Source organism: Synoicihabitans lomoniglobus, from assembly GCF_029023725.1.
GTDB lineage: Bacteria > Verrucomicrobiota > Verrucomicrobiia > Opitutales > Opitutaceae > Actomonas > Actomonas lomonigloba.
Genome location: NZ_CP119075.1, coordinates 4,759,928 through 4,776,715, shown reverse-complemented (window position 1 = coordinate 4,776,715; position 16,788 = coordinate 4,759,928). Strand labels below are relative to the sequence as shown.

General features: G+C 63.1%; 13 protein-coding genes. 6 read left to right on the top strand and 7 right to left on the bottom strand.

What is annotated here, in order from left to right; translation table 11 throughout:
* Positions 1-7: 7 nt before the first annotated feature.
* Positions 8-541, bottom strand: coding sequence for a hypothetical protein (locus PXH66_RS18225; protein WP_330931054.1), 534 nt, complete (start codon positions 539-541; stop codon positions 8-10).
* Between the two features lie 8 nt (positions 542-549).
* A complete protein-coding gene (locus PXH66_RS18220; protein WP_330931055.1) occupies positions 550-1,098 on the bottom strand; it encodes a hypothetical protein in 549 nt (182 codons plus the stop codon).
* 218 nt (positions 1,099-1,316) lie between these two features.
* On the opposite strand from PXH66_RS18220, the gene PXH66_RS18215 reads away from it, so the two are divergent.
* From PXH66_RS18215 to PXH66_RS18195, 5 genes are all read left to right on the top strand, one after another.
* Complete coding sequence (locus tag PXH66_RS18215; protein ID WP_330931056.1) at positions 1,317-2,777, top strand: ATP-binding cassette domain-containing protein; 1,461 nt, start codon at positions 1,317-1,319, stop codon at positions 2,775-2,777.
* A gap of 157 nt (positions 2,778-2,934) precedes the next feature.
* Positions 2,935-4,020 (top strand): sugar ABC transporter substrate-binding protein, encoded by a 1,086-nt coding sequence (locus PXH66_RS18210; RefSeq protein ID WP_330931057.1) that lies wholly within the window; start codon positions 2,935-2,937, stop codon positions 4,018-4,020.
* 48 nt (positions 4,021-4,068) lie between these two features.
* On the top strand, positions 4,069-5,622 hold the full coding sequence (locus PXH66_RS18205) for a sugar ABC transporter ATP-binding protein (RefSeq protein ID WP_330931058.1): 1,554 nt from the start codon (positions 4,069-4,071) through the stop codon (positions 5,620-5,622).
* On the top strand, positions 5,619-6,746 hold the full coding sequence (locus tag PXH66_RS18200) for a sugar ABC transporter permease (RefSeq protein ID WP_330931059.1): 1,128 nt from the start codon (positions 5,619-5,621) through the stop codon (positions 6,744-6,746). Before PXH66_RS18205 ends, PXH66_RS18200 begins: the two co-directional genes overlap by 4 nt.
* 152 nt (positions 6,747-6,898) lie before the next feature.
* A complete protein-coding gene (locus PXH66_RS18195) occupies positions 6,899-7,450 on the top strand; it encodes a pyridoxamine 5'-phosphate oxidase family protein (RefSeq protein ID WP_330931060.1) in 552 nt (183 codons plus the stop codon).
* 378 nt (positions 7,451-7,828) lie between these two features.
* Here the strand turns inward: PXH66_RS18195 and PXH66_RS18190 are convergent, their stop codons facing one another.
* On the bottom strand, positions 7,829-8,722 hold the full coding sequence (locus tag PXH66_RS18190; protein WP_330931061.1) for a dienelactone hydrolase family protein: 894 nt from the start codon (positions 8,720-8,722) through the stop codon (positions 7,829-7,831).
* A gap of 249 nt (positions 8,723-8,971) precedes the next feature.
* Between PXH66_RS18190 and PXH66_RS18185 the strand changes: the two genes are divergently transcribed.
* On the top strand, positions 8,972-11,095 hold the full coding sequence (locus PXH66_RS18185) for a glycyl radical enzyme family protein (protein ID WP_330931062.1): 2,124 nt from the start codon (positions 8,972-8,974) through the stop codon (positions 11,093-11,095).
* On the opposite strand, the gene PXH66_RS18180 is transcribed toward PXH66_RS18185, so the two are convergent.
* The 4 genes from PXH66_RS18180 to PXH66_RS18165 all read right to left on the bottom strand — a co-directional run bounded on the left by PXH66_RS18180 (position 11,092) and on the right by PXH66_RS18165 (position 16,787).
* Positions 11,092-12,216, bottom strand: coding sequence for a rhamnogalacturonan acetylesterase (locus PXH66_RS18180; RefSeq protein WP_330931063.1), 1,125 nt, complete (start codon positions 12,214-12,216; stop codon positions 11,092-11,094). The genes PXH66_RS18185 and PXH66_RS18180 overlap by 4 nt on opposite strands.
* A gap of 29 nt (positions 12,217-12,245) precedes the next feature.
* The gene (locus tag PXH66_RS18175) at positions 12,246-13,100 is read right to left on the bottom strand and encodes a YajG family lipoprotein (RefSeq protein ID WP_330931064.1); all 855 of its coding nucleotides are present in this window, start codon (positions 13,098-13,100) and stop codon (positions 12,246-12,248) included.
* A complete protein-coding gene (locus PXH66_RS18170; RefSeq protein WP_330931065.1) occupies positions 13,097-14,623 on the bottom strand; it encodes a rhamnogalacturonidase in 1,527 nt (508 codons plus the stop codon). Before PXH66_RS18170 ends, PXH66_RS18175 begins: the two co-directional genes overlap by 4 nt.
* Before the next feature lie 220 nt (positions 14,624-14,843).
* A complete protein-coding gene (locus tag PXH66_RS18165) occupies positions 14,844-16,787 on the bottom strand; it encodes a sialate O-acetylesterase (protein WP_330931066.1) in 1,944 nt (647 codons plus the stop codon).
* Between the last annotated feature and the right edge of the window lies 1 nt (position 16,788).

Sequence of the window (16,788 nt, the reverse complement as noted above, 5' to 3'; positions counted from 1 at the left end):
TACGAGTTTAGGTGGATTCGTCGTTGGGAATGGCGCGCTGGAGCAGATCCGACAGCAGTGCCTTTCGACGTAGTTGGAAGCGTCGCTGACGGGCTCGGTTATTGGCGCGTTTGGTTTCCAATGAAACCGGCGGGCGGCCTCGTCGCAGGCGGACGGGCAAGTCTGGATTGGGCGTGAAGAGGTTGCGGCGTTTGAAGGCGGGCGGGCTGTCGCGCAGGGCAAACCGGCGCGACCGCGGACCGTCGACACCAAACCACGGGTCGGGCGAGATACGTTCAGGCTCGAAGCACCAGCGCGGAGGCGCGATGCGGATGCGCTCAGCCAAATAGTCGGCGTAGGCCGCCAGCGTGGCATCGGCGAGTGCGCCTTCCGGAAACTTGCGGGCCAGCAGGCGCGGGCGCTCCGCGATCGTTTGGCCCAGCGCCGGACGCGAGCCCAAGCCTCGCACCGTGTGCAACCAGTCTGCGAGTTCCCGGCCGAAGTGCTCCAGCGAACTGGCGCGATCAGCCACTTCGGCCAAGGTTGAGGGACGGGGTTGCATGGCGGTGTTCAAGTGACTTCGCGCAGGGCGGCTTCGACGATTTCAACCGCGGTGTCGGTGAGCACGTCTTGAGGAAAGAAGCGGGCAAAAATCGACTCAACCTCGGTGAGGGACGCCGGTTTCATTTTCCCAATGAGAAATTGGATATCGGGTTCGTCACCTGGGTAGCCGGGCAAGGCAGGTCGGCAGGCTCGTAGCTTCAGTGCCAGCAGGTAGGCGGCTGTTGGCACTGTGACGATGAGGCCAGGGCCAAAAGAAACGCCAGACAAGGGGCGCTTGGCTTCACGTTTGGCGAGGAACAGGGCGACGTCGCCGTTGATCCAGTCGTCCGGCAATTCCTGTTCGCGCGCGACTTGCCGGGCCAAACGGTGCCCCACCTCGACCGGCCGAATCAAGGCATCCACGTCCTTGGTGCTGTCGCGTGATCCGTAGACCAAAGTGAAGACCGCCCCGCCGTAAATCGAAAGTTCCAGCTCGATGCCTTCGCCCACCGCCAATTGACCCAAGCGTTGCAGCGCTTGGGTAAGGCGATCACGATCTAGCGATTCATAAGGCATTTAAATAAAACGTTAGATAACGTTATATTAATTTCAAGAAACGATTCACGCCGAGTTCTGGTGAGGATATCCGTGTCCATGTCAGGCCGGTCGCTTGGCTCGAAACGTGGTTAAAAACTACGGCGTTGCGGGCGAATCGGGCTCTATCACGATGTCGCCGTATGGCGTCTGCGCAGCTAACCCTTCAGTCGGTCGAATTCTCTCATCCGGGGATGACGATGCCCCTGTTTACCGATTTGACGGTGCAGTTTCCGTTCGGTTGGACCGGCATCGTGGGTCCCAATGGCGCGGGTAAAACCACCCTGCTAAAGGTCGTCACCGGTGAACTCGAGGCGCATGGCGGCTTGGTGCAGCGGTCAGGGCCGGCGTTGTATGTGGCGCAACGGACCGACGATCCGCCCGAGCAGTTTGAGGATTTTATCTGGGCACCCGACGCCACTGTGCTCAAAGCGCGTCTGCGCGTGGTCGAGGACTGGCCGGAGCGCTGGGAGACCTTGAGCCACGGGGAGCGCAAGCGGGCGCAGATCGCCGTCGCGTTGTGGCGTGAACCGGCGGTGCTGGCGCTCGACGAGCCGACCAATCACATCGACGCCGATGCGCGGCGCCTGCTCGTGCGCGCGCTGCAGGAGTTTGGCGGCATTGGGTTGCTGGTGAGCCACGACCGCGCGTTGCTGGACGAGTTGTGCTCGCAGTGTGTGCTGATCGATCCGCCGTCGGCCGTGCTGCGTCCCGGCGGGGTGACCGCGGCGCTGGCTCAGCAGGATAACGAGGAGGCGTCCGCGCGCAGCGCCAACGACGCGCTGCGCCACACGGAAAGCCGACTCAAGGCCGAGGCGCAACGCCGTCGCGTGGTCGCCGATCAGAAGTCATCGGCCATGCGCGGTTCGAAGCAGAAGAAGATTCCGATCCACGACCACGATGGCCGTGCCAAGCGCAACCTCGCCAAGGTCAGTGGCAAGGACGCCTACGCCGGCAAAATGGTCGCGCAGATGAATCAGCGCGCCGACAAGATGTCCCAGCAACGCGCTGGCATCGAGGTGAAGAAGCGCTACGAGACCGGTATCTGGGTGGATGGTGCATCGTTCATGCCGCGGGATTTTCTGCTGCGTTTGCCGGCGGGAAGTCTGCCGCTGGGTGACGACGGCCGTCAGCTGCATTTTCCCGATTTGGCGATCGGCGGCACGAGTCGCATCGCGCTGACCGGCGCCAACGGCTTGGGAAAGAGCACGCTCGTGAAGCACCTGCTCACGCATTTGCAGTTACCGGAGGAGAAATGCGTGACGGTGCCGCAGGAGATATCCGCCGAGGATTCGCGAGCGCTGCTCGAATCGGTCAAATGCCTGCCCAACGACGAGCGGGGACGGATCATGACGACAATAAGCCGGCTCGGTTCGCGGCCGGGGCGACTACTCGAAAGCGCGCTCCCCAGTCCGGGCGAAGTGCGTAAACTCCTGCTCGCGCTCGGTATCGTGCGCGGCCCGCACCTCATTGTGATGGACGAGCCCACCAACCACATGGACCTGCCCAGCATCCTGTGTCTGGAAGAGGCCTTGGCGGACTGCCCCTGTGCGATGTTGTTGGTGAGTCACGACGAGGCGTTTCTCGCCAAAATCGTCGATACCTCCTGGCACCTCACGCCCGACAAAGCGGGCGACGCGCAGCTGGAGATCGCGGGGTAATTCAACTGTGCTCACATAACGGGAATGGAAATCCATTTCAAAAACCGGCGCATTGCGCTGGATTCATGAAACTCGGTTGCTCAACGTCCGTTCCCGACCCCCACGCGTATGTTCCGGCTCGAAGCCGGAGCTGGAACCCCGGCACCCTTTTTCCCCTATGAAACTACGAATTGGTTTACTCCTCGTATGCTTGGTCATGAGCGTCGCGCTCGGACTTTTGCTGGCCCAACGCGGTTCCGGCGATGTTGCCGCCTCGGAAGACCGCAAAATCCTCATCGGCTTGTCCATGGATGAGACGCGCGGCCCGCGTTGGAAGAAAGACCAGGAGGCCTTCACCAAGCGCGTCGAGGAACTCGGTGGTGAGGTCACCGTGCGCGTCGCCGATTCCAACGACACCCAGCAGATCAAGGACGTCGAGGCGCTCATCACGCAACGCGTGGGAGCCATGGTCATCATCCCGCACGACGGCGCCGTCATGGCCAAGGGCGTCGAGATGGCCGCCGCCGAGGGCATTCCCACTATCAGTTACGACCGTCTCATCACCGGCACCGACAAACTCGATGTCTATGCCACGTTCGACAACGTGAAGGTCGGCGTGCTGCAGGCCAACTACCTCGTCGACACCCTCAAGGCCAAGGGCGTCAAGAAACCGAAAATCATTCGCCTGCTCGGCTCCAAAACCGACAACAACGCCTTCCTCTTCAAAGAGGGTCAGGATCAGGTGCTCATGCCCCTCGTCGCCGCCGGTGAGATCGAGATCATCCACGAGGACTGGTGCGACAACTGGGAGGGCGTGAACGCCAAGCGCATCGTCAATGCCGCCATCACGCTCCACGGCCACGACATCCACGGCATTCTCGCTTCGGCCGACGTGCTCTCCAACGGCGCCGTCAAAGCACTCGAAGAAGAGGGCCTCACCGGCAAGGTGCTCGTCACCGGCCAGGACGCCGACCTCGTCGCCTGCCAACGCATTGTCGCCGGCACTCAGGACCAAACCGTCTACAAGCCGCTGCCCGCGCTCGCCCGCATGGCAGCCGAGATGGCCATGAAGTTGGCCACCGGCAAACCTCTCGTGGTGCAGGCAGAAATCGACAACAAAGCGGGCATGATTCCCATGGCCATGGCCGAGATCAAAAACGTCACCAAGGAGAACATGATGGAGACCATCATCGCGGATGGTTTTCACCCCTACGACGAGGTCTACAAAACCGTTCCGGAAAACCAACGTCCGCCTCGTCCCTGATCGGCGCGATCGCCCGCGTTTAAGTTTCGCCGCCATTCCGCTGCCGCCATGTCCGACTCGCTCGTCCTCCGCGCCGACCGCATCACCAAAACGTTTCCCGGCGTTAAAGCCCTGGAAGATGTGAGCTTCGACCTTCGCCGCGGTGAGGTGCATTCGCTGTGTGGTGAAAACGGAGCCGGCAAATCCACCCTCATCAAAACGCTTTCCGGCATCTGGGCGACCGGCTCCTACGAGGGAGCGTTCTACGTCGACGACAACGAGGCACGTTTCAAAGGCATCGCTGATGCCGAAGCGGCGGGTGTCGCGGTGATCTATCAGGAACTCGCGCTCGTGAGCGACATGACCGTCGCCGAAAACATTTACCTCGGGCACGAGCCGACGCGGTTTGGTTTCATCGATTGGGACCGCATGTATGCCGATGCCGCCGAGCTGCTGGGCCGCTTCGGTATCGACATCGATCCGGCCGAGCGCGTGGGCAACCTCGGCGTGGGCAAACAACAGTTGGTCGAAATCGTGAAGGCGCTCAAAAAGGAGTCGCACATTCTGATCCTCGACGAGCCCACGGCCGCGCTCACCGAACGCGAGGTCGAGATCCTGCTCAATATGGTGCGCGAGATCCGCGCCCGCGGCATCGCCTGCATTTACATTTCCCACAAGCTCGACGAGGTCTTCGCCATCAGCGATCGCATCACCGTGCTGCGCGACGGCAAAAGCATCGTCACGCTCGACGCCGCCGCGACCGATCAAAACGAAGTCATTCGCAACATGGTCGGCCGCGAGATCGAGGATCTGTTTCCGTTCGTGCCAGCCAACGCGGGCGAAGAAATCCTGCGGGTCGACGACCTCACCGTGCAGGACGAGGATGGCCGCGACATCGTGAAATCGGTTTCGCTCAATCTGCGTCGCGGCGAAGTGCTCGGGCTCGGCGGCTTGATGGGCGCCGGCCGATCCGAGTTGCTCATGAACGTGCTCGGGGCCGATGGCACGCGCACCGGCGGCACCGTGAACTACCGGGGTCAGCCTTTTAACCCGGCCACCCCGCAGGACGCCATCCGCGCCGGCCTCGTCATGGTGACGGAAGACCGCAAGCGCTACGGCCTCGTGCTCGACCAGAGCAACAGCTTCAACTTCAGCCTCGCCTCGCTCGGCAAGGTCACACGCCGCAGCGGCATGGTCGATGTGAACCAGGAGGTGCGGCGCAACGAAGAGATTTCCCGCCAACTCCGCGTCAAGGCGCCGACGATCGAAACCGAGACCGGCACGCTCTCCGGCGGTAATCAGCAAAAGGTCGTGCTCGGCAAGGCGCTCCTCTGCGAGCCCGATGTCATCTTCCTCGACGAGCCCACCCGCGGCATCGATGTCGGGGCGAAACTCGAAGTCTACGAACTCATCAACGCGCTCAAATCGCGCGGCAAAGCCGTCGTGCTCGTGTCCAGCGAGATGCCCGAGCTGATGGGCTTGAGTGACCGCATTATTATGCTCGCCGAAGGCCGCGTGGGCGGAACCTTTGCGCGCGCCGACTTCAGTCAGGAAAAACTGCTCGCGGCGGCCATCGGGGCCGACACCGCGCCCGCCACGTCTTCGACCCCTGTTACCTCATGACCAAGCAAATTTCCCTCCGCGATTTTTCGCTCTTCCTGGCCATTGTTGGCATCTGGGGATTCTTCACCGTGCTATCGCCGAGCTACATCGAGTCGCGCAACCTGTCGCTGCTCGCCATCGAGATGTCGACCACGGCGGTCGCGGCGCTCGGCGTGTTGCTCATCATCCTGTGCGGTCACATCGACCTCGCGATCGGCAGCGGCGTGGGCCTGTTCGGTGGATTGGCCGCCGTGCTCACCACGTGGTTCGGATGGCCGGCTCCGGCCGCCCTCGGCGTGTCGCTGCTCGCGGGCATTTTGCTCTGGGCCGGCATGGGTAAGTTCATCGTCTCGCAGAACATCCCGGCGTTTATCATCACGCTCGGCGGCCTGTTGATTTTTAAAGGCATCTTCTGGCTCGTGATCGACGTCTCGACCGTGCCGGTCGTGCTCGGTGGCCAGACCAACCTCTACTCGCTGCTCACCGATTTTTACCTGTCGCCCGCCATGGGTTATCTGCTCGCTTTCGGGGTGTCGGCGGCGCTCGCGGTGGCGACGCTGAAAAGCCGGGCATCGCGTCGGCGGCACAACTTCGCGGTCGAGGATCAGGAGGTCGCGTTCTACAAATTCATGATGCAAGCCATCGGGCTCTTCATCGTCGTGGTCGTGCTCAACATGTTCCGCGGCGTGCCGATGTCGGTGATCATTCTGTGCGGCATCGCGTTTGGGATTTACGTGCTCACGCAGCACACCTCCTTCGGCCGTTACCTCTATGCCATCGGCGGCAACGAAGAAGCGGCGTTTGTCTCGGGCGTGCCAGTTAACCGCACCGTGGTGACGGCCTTCGCCATCGCGGGCGGACTCGTGGCGATCACGGGATTCCTGCAAACTGCGAAAACCGGTTACTCGACGACGGCCGTCGGACAACTCATGGAACTCGACGCCATCGCGGCCTGTGTAATCGGCGGCGTGAGCCTCAAAGGCGGTCGCGGCACGGTCATGGGCGTAATGTTCGGCTCACTCATCATGGCGAGCCTGATCAACGGCCTCACGCTCATCTCGGCCGACCCTGCGATCAAGTTCATCGCCCGCGGCACCGTGCTCGTGCTCGCTGTCTGGATGGACGTCCGCCTCAACAAAAAGTAAACGGATCACACGTTTGGCGGAGGGAACGGTTCCGCCCGGTCCGCGTTTCATCTGACCGACTGAATCCCAGCATAATGCGGACGACGTGGAAGTCGTCCCTCCGGTGAAAACAAACCTGCGTTTTGGGCCGCACTTCCCCACGATCTTCTCCCATGGGCCAGCAATACACCGCCATTCCCGAGAAGCAGGTCGCGTTCATTCGGGAGCAAAAGATTTTCTTTGTCGGCACGGCCGGCGTCGATACGCGGGTCAACGTGTCGCCGAAGGGCATGGACTCGTTGCGCGTGCTGAGCGCGAACCGCGTCATCTGGCTCAACGTCACCGGCAGCGGCAACGAAACGGCGGCGCACCTCTTGGAGCAGTCGCGCATGACGATCATGTTTTGTGCGATGGTCGGCGCGCCGTTGATTCTGCGCCTCTACGGCAACGCGAAGGCGGTGCATCCGCGCGACCCGGAATGGGCGGAGCTCTACGGCCAATTCAATCCGTTGCCCGGCGCGCGCCAGATGTTCGATCTGACCGTCGATCTCGTGCAAACCTCGTGTGGCATGGCGGTGCCCAACCTGGAGTATAAAGCGGACCGGTCGCTGCTCAGTGACTGGGCGACGAAAAAAGGTCCGGAAGGTATCCGCGATTATTGGACGGAGAAAAACCAAACCAGTCTCGACGGCAAACCGACGCGGATTTTCGGCGCAGCCGAATAGCGGGAATCGTCCTGCCGGAGGGACCGGTTCCACCCGGTCCGCACCGACTGCGTCGATCGGTAGGAGCGTGCTGGCGCGCGATGAACACGGCGTGTCGGCGGTGTGAGGCAGATGCTATCGCGAGCAAGCTCGCTCCTACCCAGATGAGCCTAAATTCCGCAGTTGGATTTTACAAAAGGCAACGAAGAGCACGAAGCTGGAACGAGTTGCAGGCGATTATGGGCATCAATTCATTCACCCGTAAGGTGAGTTGGATGCTATGCAGTTTACTCGATTTAACTCACGTTTTTACAACGCTTTGTTAACTTTGTTACCTTCTGTGAACTACCTTAATTAGGATAAAAGGGAACGGGCGGAATGTTCGCGCGAACTACGGGATTAACCGCGCAGGTGTTCGTTGAAAAATGCGACGGTGCGCGTCCAGGAAAGCTCTGCCGCCTTTTCGTCGTAGCGCGGGGTGGTGTCGTTGTGGAAACCGTGGTTAACGCCCGGATACATGTGCATCGTATAGTCGACGTTGTTGGCCTTGAGGGCCGTCTCGTAGTCGGGCCAACCGGCGTTTACCCGTTTGTCCAATTCTCCGTAGTGGATGAGCAACGGCGCTTTGATCCGGGCCGTCTCCTCGGCATTGGGCTGGCCGCCGTAGTAGGGGGCGGCGGCGTTGATTACGTCGGGAATGCGCCACGCGAGCGTGTTGCTGACGTAGCCGCCAAAGCAGAAGCCCACAACGCCAACCCGGCCGTTGCCGAGTTCGTGGGCGTCAAGGAGCTGCGCGGCGGCGATGAAGTCCTCCACGATTTTGGCGCGATCGAGTTCGCGTTGCATGGTGCGGCCTTCGTCGTCGTTGCCGGGGTAACCACCCAGTGGATACAAAGCGTCGGGGGCAAAGGCCAGAAAGCCGGCCAGGGCGAGGCGGCGGGTAACGTCCTCGATGTAGGGGTTGAGGCCGCGGTTCTCATGGACGACCAACACCGCGGGCAGCGGACCCGTCGGCTGAGCGGGGCGGGCCAGCAGACCCTGCATCGCGCCGTGGCCGTCGGGGGACGCGTAATCGAGGCGTTCCGTGTGGATGCGGTCGTCGTCGGGCGGGACCTGTTCGGCGAGCGCATATTGTGGGTTGAGCAGACCCATCAGACTGGCGACGGTGAGACCGCCGACGGCGAACTTGGCCGCGCGATCCATGAACTCACGGCGATCGAGCCGGCCGTGAACGTAGTAGTCGTAAAGATCGAGGAGCTCCTGATCGAAATCGGCGGCGGTCTTGCGTTCCATGGACCTGACGAGACGACGCGAGAGCGTGGGGGTCAAGCGACTCGCTGCTGTGCGTTCAAGGCCACGTCGGTGGTGGTATCCTCCGACCAACAAGGGCTTCACCGGAGCACGTGGAGCGGAAAACAAGATTTGCGCAGCAAACGAGTTTGATTCGGAAGACCACAATATGTTGTGGTAACAGTTCGCAACCACCACAACCAATGGGATGATTCCTCCGTAGATGTCCCTTTGAGCCCCCGTGCCACTGCCATGAATTTCGATCCTTCAGTCTCTGATTCTGCTCCCCCCTCCACCGCGTCGTCCTCGCGTCCGATGCGTCATGCCCACAACGGTTTGCAAGACTACATCGCCGTGTCGCGATATGCGCGTTATGATGCCCGCAAGCGGCGCCGGGAAACCTGGGCAGAGGCGGTGTCCCGGGTGTGCGACATGCATTTGGGGAGGTTCGCCGACCGGTCGTTGGATGATGTCCTGGCGGCGGCGTTGCAGGCGGGGGAAGCGCAGCCAAGCGAAGCCGCGCTGATCGGTCAGTTTCCCACTTTGCACGACGCCATCACGGCCGCCTATGCAGCGGTCGAGGAGAAGCGCGTGCTGCCCTCGATGCGGAGTCTCCAATTTGGGGGGGAGGCGATCCTGCAAAAACACGCCCGGATCTACAACTGCGCGTTCCTGCACATTGACCGGCTGGAGTCGTTGCGTGAATCGCTGTATCTTTTGCTCTGTGGTTGCGGGGTCGGGTTTTCGGTGCAGCAACAGCACGTCGCGCGACTGCCGGATTTGGCACCTTTGGCGGCGGCGGAGACACCGGTGGAGACTTGGGTGGTGGGCGACACCATCGAGGGTTGGGCGGATGCGTTGCATGCGCTGGTGACCGCGGCAGTGGAGGGGCGGCGAATTACTTTCGACTATTCCGAAATTCGTCCGGCGGGCGCGCCGTTGCGCACTTCCGGAGGCAAGGCCCCGGGACCGGAACCACTCATGTTTGCGTTGGATAAAATTGCCGCGATCTTGCGCGGAGCCGCCGGGCGCCAGCTCCGGCCGATCGAGGTTTACGACTGCATCATGTGGGGAGCCAAAGCGGTATTGTCGGGCGGTATTCGTCGTTCGGCTACGATCTGTCTGTTCTCGGCCGACGATGAGGAAATGGGTTCCGCCAAAACGGGCAACTGGTTCGAAACCCATCCGCAACGCTCGGCCAGCAACAACTCGGCGGTGATCGTGCGCGCGCATGCAACCCGGGCCCAGTTTGATCACCTCTTCGAAGCGCAAAAACAATTTGGAGAGCCGGGATTTTACTTCGTGGAGGACGCGGACTACGGGGCGAATCCCTGTGTGGAGATCGGCCTGAATCCTCGGATCACGGTAAATGCGGAGACGACCGCGCGTTTGCGGGAACTCGGCTACGAGGGCGAGCTGCGGGAAGGGGCGGTGATGTCGGGGGTGCAGTTCTGCAATCTCACCACCTTGTCGGCGGCGGCAGCGGAGAGCCCGGCCCAGTTTTACCAGCTGTGCGCCCATGCTGCCCTGATCGGCACGCTGCAGGCAGGCTACACCGATTTTGGTTATCTTTCACCCGTGTCGCGGGTGATCACGGAGCGGGAGGCGTTGCTGGGTGTATCCATATGTGGGATACTGGACCGTCCGCAGGTGCTGCTGGACGAGGCGGTTTTGCGACGCGGAGCGCAGGTGGTGAAGGCGGTCAACCTGATCGTGGCCCGGGCCATCGGGATCAATCCGGCCGCGCGCACGACGTGTGTGAAACCGGAGGGCACGGCGAGTCTGCTGCTGGGCACGTCGAGCGGGCTGCACCCGCATCATGCGGTGCGTTACTTTCGGCGGGTGCAGTCGAACAAACTTTGCCCGGTTTTTCAGCACTTCAAACGCTCCAATCCGCACATGGTGGAGGAGAGTGTTTACGATCCGCACGGCCGCACCGAAGTCATCACCTTCCCGGTGGAGGGCCCCGACTTTGGCATCTATCGGGAGGAGGTCGATGCACTCACGCACCTTGAATACATTCGCCGGGTGCAATTGGCCTGGGTGCAGGCGGGGCGACGTCACGAGACGCATTCACCGGGGTTGCATCACAATGTGTCGTGCACGGTGACGGTGCGGCCCGGCGAGTGGGATGCGGTGGCCGAGCGCATCTGGTCCTGCCGCGACTCCTTCACCGGCATTGCGCTGCTGCCAGACTCCGGCGACAAGGCCTACGCTCAGGCCCCCCGGGAGGCGGTGGCGACGTCGTCGGACATCGTCCGGTGGAACGGATTGACGTATCAAGATGTTCGCTACACCGAGCTATGCGAGGACGAGGACATCACCGAACTCAAACAGGTGGTGGCCTGCGCCGGCGGCGCGTGTGAACTGGGCTAATTGCCGCGCGGGGCCTCGGCCACATCGGCGGTGGTGAAGGGGAGATCAAACGCCGCGGGTGAAACCGGATGAGCCGGGTCAAACTCCGGCAAATCGGTCGCCAGGTGTTCCGCCACCGGCACCGCCGCGGCGCGCAATCCATGCGCCACGGCGAGGGCGAGTTGGTAGGCGCCGTAGGCGTTGTGGTGGGTGGCATCCTTGCCCGCGTTGGCAAAGGCGAGCGGTGCCAGTTCCGGCCCCAACGCGGTGTAAAGCGTGGAGCTCACCGCCTGCAAATCGACCAAGGCCACTCCTTCGGCGGCGGCAACGTCGCGCACGTTTTGCGGGTAGTCGCCGTGCGTGCTGCGGATGCGACCATCATCGGTGAAGGTGCGGCGCTCCATCGACGTGACCAGCACGGGAGTGGCCCCGCGGTGCTTGATTTCGGCCACGTAGGCGCGCAGGTAGGCGGGCCAGGTGGTGTGCGCTTCGAGGTAGGTCTGGGGCCAGTTTCGTTTCTGGTCGTTGTGGCCGAACTGCATGATGACGGTGTCGCCGGCGCGCAGCGTGGAGAGCACTTTGTTGAGGCGGTTCTCGAACAGAAAGGACTTCATCGTTTCACCGGATTCCGCGTGGTTGGCGATCGCCACGCTGCCGTCGAAAAACCGCGGCAACATTTGGCCCCAGCTGGCGTAGTCGCCGCGCGGTTGGTCGGTCACGGTCGAGTCGCCGAGCAGATAAATCGTGGCGGCATCCGGAGCGGGAGTGATGATGACGTCAACCGCGGCGGGAGCCGGCCCGAGCAGGGTCAGCGTGAGTTGGTCGTCCCAGCGGTTGATGCCGGTTTCGCGTTCGTTGAGCAGCACGGCGGTGGCTCCGGGGGCAAAACGGGGCGGAGGTTCCAGCGCCGGATTGCGTGTATTGATGACAACACTACGCTTGAGGAATTCGCCGGGGGCGGTGCGCACCCGCTCAAGCATGAGCTGGCGCGACTCGGCCAGCACGGTGGTGTCGGTCGCGCGGTCGGCGGCCCCGAAGGTGAGCGTGACGCGATGGTTGCCCGCGGTGACGGGAAACGTGCGGGATTCAGCGGCGGCGGCGAGTGCCAGGAGGGACAGCAGTGGAATCAGCAGGGTTTTCATGACGGGAAACAGAAGACGGTGGCGCGAGCTTACCGGGGTAGCGGAATTTCGCGCAGGCCGTCGGTGCGCTGGCCGAGATGTTCGATTGCGGTGCCGAGCAGCGTGTCGAACGACGGCGGCGGCGCATCGCCGGGCAGGTCGCTCATGATTTCCACCCGCCAGAGTTCGCCATCGTCGTCGGCATTGGTGGGGGCGGCGGTGGTGGTGGCCCAGATGGCCAGGACATTGCGCAGACGCAGCACGGTGCGATTGGCGACGAGCGGCGGCTCGGTGGAGTCTTCCCCGATCGGTGAAGCGAGGTTGCCCGTCATGATGACTTCGCCTTCCGGGCCGAGAATCATTTCGCCGGAGTGGTTGCGGTTGTCGGTGAGCAAGGTCCGGTAGCGGCCGAACATGGCGGCGGCGTTCTGATGTCGAATCGAGTCGGAGTTTCCGGTGACGGGCGGTCCCATCATCGAGCCTCCCTTCACTTCCTGCCGGAGGTTTTCGATCGCGGCGATCCAGACGACGGTGTCGGGAGATTCCTCCCGGGTGGCCGGACGGAAGCCGAGCCGGGCGAGGGCATCGATCAATCCGGTCTGGCGCGGCACGATGAGGGCCTGGGTGTCCGGATTGACAAAGCGCAGGCGGAAAGTGAGCGGAGAACCGTCTGTCGGCGGGGCGAATTCCGGCGCCCGGTCAGCTTGCACAGTGAGGGTGGGTTGGGAGGGGCCGGAGGTGGATTGGCAACCGGCCAGCGATGTCGCGAGCACGAGCAGAGCGGAGGGAAACACTCGAACGAGCGACTCGCGCAAGGGGAAGGCGCGCGGGATCATGCGACACAGGTTGAGGAGATTCGGCGACAACTCCAATCGCCGAAACCCGGGGCGCGATCCACCGTTCATGGGGTGAGGTTGCCTCCGACAAAGGTGACGGACGGAGCGTCGTCGAGCACGACGGGCGGGCGTTCGTCGGGGTGGTTGATGGTGACGGTGACGTTGCGCAGATTGAGGTCGCGAACATGACGGGCATAGAGCGCGGATGCGGGCAGCAGGCCGAACATGCTGGGTTCGGGGTAACCTCGCTCGCGTTCAGGCACGGTGAAAGGGTCGCGCGGCCCGGTGACGCCGGGTTCGTCGCCCCGAAGAAAGAACGCGTTAACGTGGGTGTCGGCCTGGGCGGCGACATCGGCCATGGTAATGCCGCCCCGCGAGGTGACCCGAATGTTGGCCAGGGTGACATCCTCGATGGGATGGCCGGGCAGGCCGGCGAGAATGATGGGAAAGCGACCGTCAACATCGTCGGCCGTGATGTCGCGAATGACCACGCGACGCAGTTGGCCGATAGGCGTGCCCTCCGGCCCCCGGGCCCGGTTGCCGATACGCAGAAAGATCGGCGCATTGGTCACTTCCTGCATCGTGAGATTCGAGGCGGTGACATCTTCAATGGTCGCGCCGTCGACGGTTTCGAGGGCGAGTCCGCGAGAGCGCCGAAAGGTGCAGTTGTCGATGGTGATGCGGCGAAAGTCGCCGTTGGATTCGGTGCCGATTTTAATGCGGCCGGTGGGGCCATCGCGATCGGGTGAGCGTTCCGTGGTGCGGCCGAAGGTGCCATCGAGCACGGTGCCCAGATCGAAGCCGCTGACGTGACAATCTCGAATGGTGATGTCCTCACACGGTCGCAGCTCGCCGAGCGCGTAGCTGGTTTTGAGCACAATGGCGTCGTCGTTGGGCGTGTTGACGGTGCAATCGGTGATGGTCACGCGGCGACAGCCATCGATGTCGAGTCCGTCGCGATTGGTGTCGAGCGTGAGGCCCGTGATGGCGAGATCATCGACACCGGTGGCGAGCAGCGCGAAGTGACCACCGCGGTGCAGGGAGAAATCGCGCAGGATGACGTTGCGGCAATTCTTCAGCGCGATGGCCTTGTTGCCCTGAGTGAGCGAAGGGGCGGCCGACGGAGCGGGTCGGGGTGCGGAGCCGCTGGCGGCGGTGCCGTTGGGTCCGGTCGCCATGGTGACGTGCGGGTAGTTGGCGTGGCGCTTGAGGCCGAGTCCGTCAATGAGGCCGAGGCCGGTGATGGCGATGTCGGTCAGGTCTTCGCCCCAGATGAGACTGTTGCGCCAATGGCTGTGTCCAAAATCCTGATACTGAAGCTCGTCGCCCCAACGGTTGGGGAGGATGGGGTCGTAGGATCCAAAATCTGCGGCGGGCGTGGCAGCGAGCAGGGTGGCGCCGGATTCAAGATGCAGCGTGATGTGGCTGCGCAGGCGCACGGAGAAACTCAGGTAGGTGCCGGCGGGAAAGACAACCGTGCCGCCACCGGCATCGGCCGCGGCGTTGATGGCGGCATTGATGGCGGGCGAATCGAGCGCGATGCCGTCGCCGACGGCGCCATGGTCGCGGATATTAAAGGAAGGAGAGGCCATCAGGACGGAAGCAGTGAGGGAGAGAACGCCGAGAAAAGCGCAGCGAAAATACGATAACCGAGACACGAAAGAAGGGGAGTTTGACCGAGGGGGGCGGGGTGCGGCCCGCCAAGCAAGCCACCTAGATCCCGAGTCTGCCGCAATTGGCGCGGTCTCGGGCGCGCGATGGTGGGCGGACAGTTCGATCTGCCGGGTGGAGTCGCGAAGCGAGCCCGCGGCGCTACGGGTGGTCGGTGCGGAAGGGGGAGGCGGGGAGGCCGGCGGTGTTGAAGAGATTGCCGGTGGCGACGTTGGTCCAAGCGTAGCGGACCGCGGTGGGCGCGGGCACGGTGGCGGCGGTGACGACAACGGTGTGGCCGACGATTTTGGCCGTGGCGGGATGAAATACGCCGTCCTCGCCCGCGATGGTGAAGCCTTGCAACTCGCCGCCGGGCGCAACGAGGCCGTTGGCGGCGTGCTTGAAGCGCACAGCAGCCGCGTGGCCATCGATCGACATGGAGTCGTAGACGGGACCGGAATAGACGAGGTCTTCATCGTAGGCGAGGGCGCGGGCGGCGAGGGCGAGGCGGGCACCGACGGGTTCCTTGTGGGCGGGATGAATGTCGGTGGCGTCACCGACGTCGGTGGTGACGATCATGGCGGTGTTTTCGGTGGCTTGCCAGGCGAGGAGTTGGGCTTCGCGGATCTCGGGCGGTTGGCCTTCGAAGGGTGCGATCTGCACGAAGAGAAATGGCAGTTCTGGCTGCGACCATTGGGTGCGCCAATCGGCGATGAGGGCGGGTAGGAGGGTGCGGTATTGAGTGGAGCGACCGGCGTTGGCCTCGCCTTGATAGAAGGTGACGCCGCGAATCGCGTAGGGCACAAGCGGGGCGATCATGCCGTTGTAGAGTCCGATGGGCGAACTGGCGGAATTGCTCACGTCCATGGGCGGACGCGGCGTAGTCTGCAGATCGGCGACGAGTTGATAGTGCCACGAACCAGAGAGATTGATCGCAGGCGCGCTGCCATCGGAGGGCGCGAGGTCGAGCGCGGTCGCCGGGTCCCAGATGCCGCCGCCGCCGCCGGTGTCGATGATCCGCACTGTGACAACGTTACCGGAGGGCTTGAGCAGCGCGGCCGGAATCTCGTAGCGGCGCAAGGTCATGTAGCCGGTGGTGGTGCCGAGTTTTTGGCCATTGACCCACGTCGTGTCGACGTCGTCGACCCGACCGAGTCGGAGCACCAAATCGCGGCCCGACCAGTTCGGAGGCAGATCGAATGACCGGGTGAACCATCCGAGCCCGTCGAAGCCGTCGTGACCGCGGTCTTCCCACAACGCGGGCAACTCCATGGTCGGCCAATTCGTCGTGGCGGCGTCGGTGCTGGACCATGGGGTGTCGGCGTTCTCACCGGGATCGTGAGCGGCCAGCCACGCGTCGGTTTTTTCCAGATAACGACGCTTGGCCTCGGTCTCGTTGCTGGCGTCGAGCACGGCGATGGCGTCGGAAAATTCCGGAAAATCGGCGAGGCCTTCGAGGCTGGTCCAGGCCTCGGCGGGGGTGCCGCCCCAAGAACTATGAATGATGCCGACGGGCACGTTGGCGCCGAGGGCGGCTTGCAGATCGCGGCCGAAATAGTAGCCGACGGCGGTGAAGTTGGGCGCGGTGGCGGGAGTGCAGACCGACCAGGTGGCATCGACGGTCGCCTGAGGTTCGGGGGCGCGGGTTTGGGTGACATAGAGCTGTCGCAGCAGGGGACGATCGGCCGTCGCGACTTCGGCTTCCCAGCCGATGAGGGGTTTCTGGCCACCGCGAGGGCCGAGTTGACGTTCCATGTTGGACTGGCCACCGCAGAGCCAGACCTCGCCGACGAGCACGTCGGTGAATTTTTGGCTTTGGGTTTTCGATTTTGGATGGGTGGCGGTTACGTTGAAGGTGCGAGGGGTGGCGTTGGTGGAAAGAGGAGCGAGCGTGGTGCGCCATGCGCCGGTGGCGTCCGTTTTCGTCGTGCGGGTTTGGCCGGCGAAAGTCACCGTGACGGTTTGTCCGGGATCGGCCCAGCCCCAGACAGGCACGGGTTGGTCGCGTTGCAGGACCATGTGATCGCCGAAGGGTGAAGCGATCCTCAGCTCGGCGGCCAGCGGCAGGGCGAGTAGGGTGGCGAGAGTAAGCAGGCGGAAGAGCATG

Coding starts and splice junctions, on each gene's coding strand:
- PXH66_RS18205 (WP_330931058.1), top strand. CDS start 4,069: ATGTCCGACTCGCTCGTCCTCCGCGCCGACCGCATCACCAAAACGTTT.
- PXH66_RS18165 (WP_330931066.1), bottom strand. CDS start 16,787: ATGCTCTTCCGCCTGCTTACTCTCGCCACCCTACTCGCCCTGCCGCTG.
- PXH66_RS18210 (WP_330931057.1), top strand. CDS start 2,935: ATGAAACTACGAATTGGTTTACTCCTCGTATGCTTGGTCATGAGCGTC.
- PXH66_RS18225 (WP_330931054.1), bottom strand. CDS start 541: ATGCAACCCCGTCCCTCAACCTTGGCCGAAGTGGCTGATCGCGCCAGT.
- PXH66_RS18175 (WP_330931064.1), bottom strand. CDS start 13,100: ATGAACGGTGGATCGCGCCCCGGGTTTCGGCGATTGGAGTTGTCGCCG.
- PXH66_RS18220 (WP_330931055.1), bottom strand. CDS start 1,098: ATGCCTTATGAATCGCTAGATCGTGATCGCCTTACCCAAGCGCTGCAA.
- PXH66_RS18200 (WP_330931059.1), top strand. CDS start 5,619: ATGACCAAGCAAATTTCCCTCCGCGATTTTTCGCTCTTCCTGGCCATT.
- PXH66_RS18190 (WP_330931061.1), bottom strand. CDS start 8,722: ATGGAACGCAAGACCGCCGCCGATTTCGATCAGGAGCTCCTCGATCTT.
- PXH66_RS18215 (WP_330931056.1), top strand. CDS start 1,317: ATGCCCCTGTTTACCGATTTGACGGTGCAGTTTCCGTTCGGTTGGACC.
- PXH66_RS18180 (WP_330931063.1), bottom strand. CDS start 12,216: ATGAAAACCCTGCTGATTCCACTGCTGTCCCTCCTGGCACTCGCCGCC.
- PXH66_RS18185 (WP_330931062.1), top strand. CDS start 8,972: ATGAATTTCGATCCTTCAGTCTCTGATTCTGCTCCCCCCTCCACCGCG.
- PXH66_RS18195 (WP_330931060.1), top strand. CDS start 6,899: ATGGGCCAGCAATACACCGCCATTCCCGAGAAGCAGGTCGCGTTCATT.
- PXH66_RS18170 (WP_330931065.1), bottom strand. CDS start 14,623: ATGGCCTCTCCTTCCTTTAATATCCGCGACCATGGCGCCGTCGGCGAC.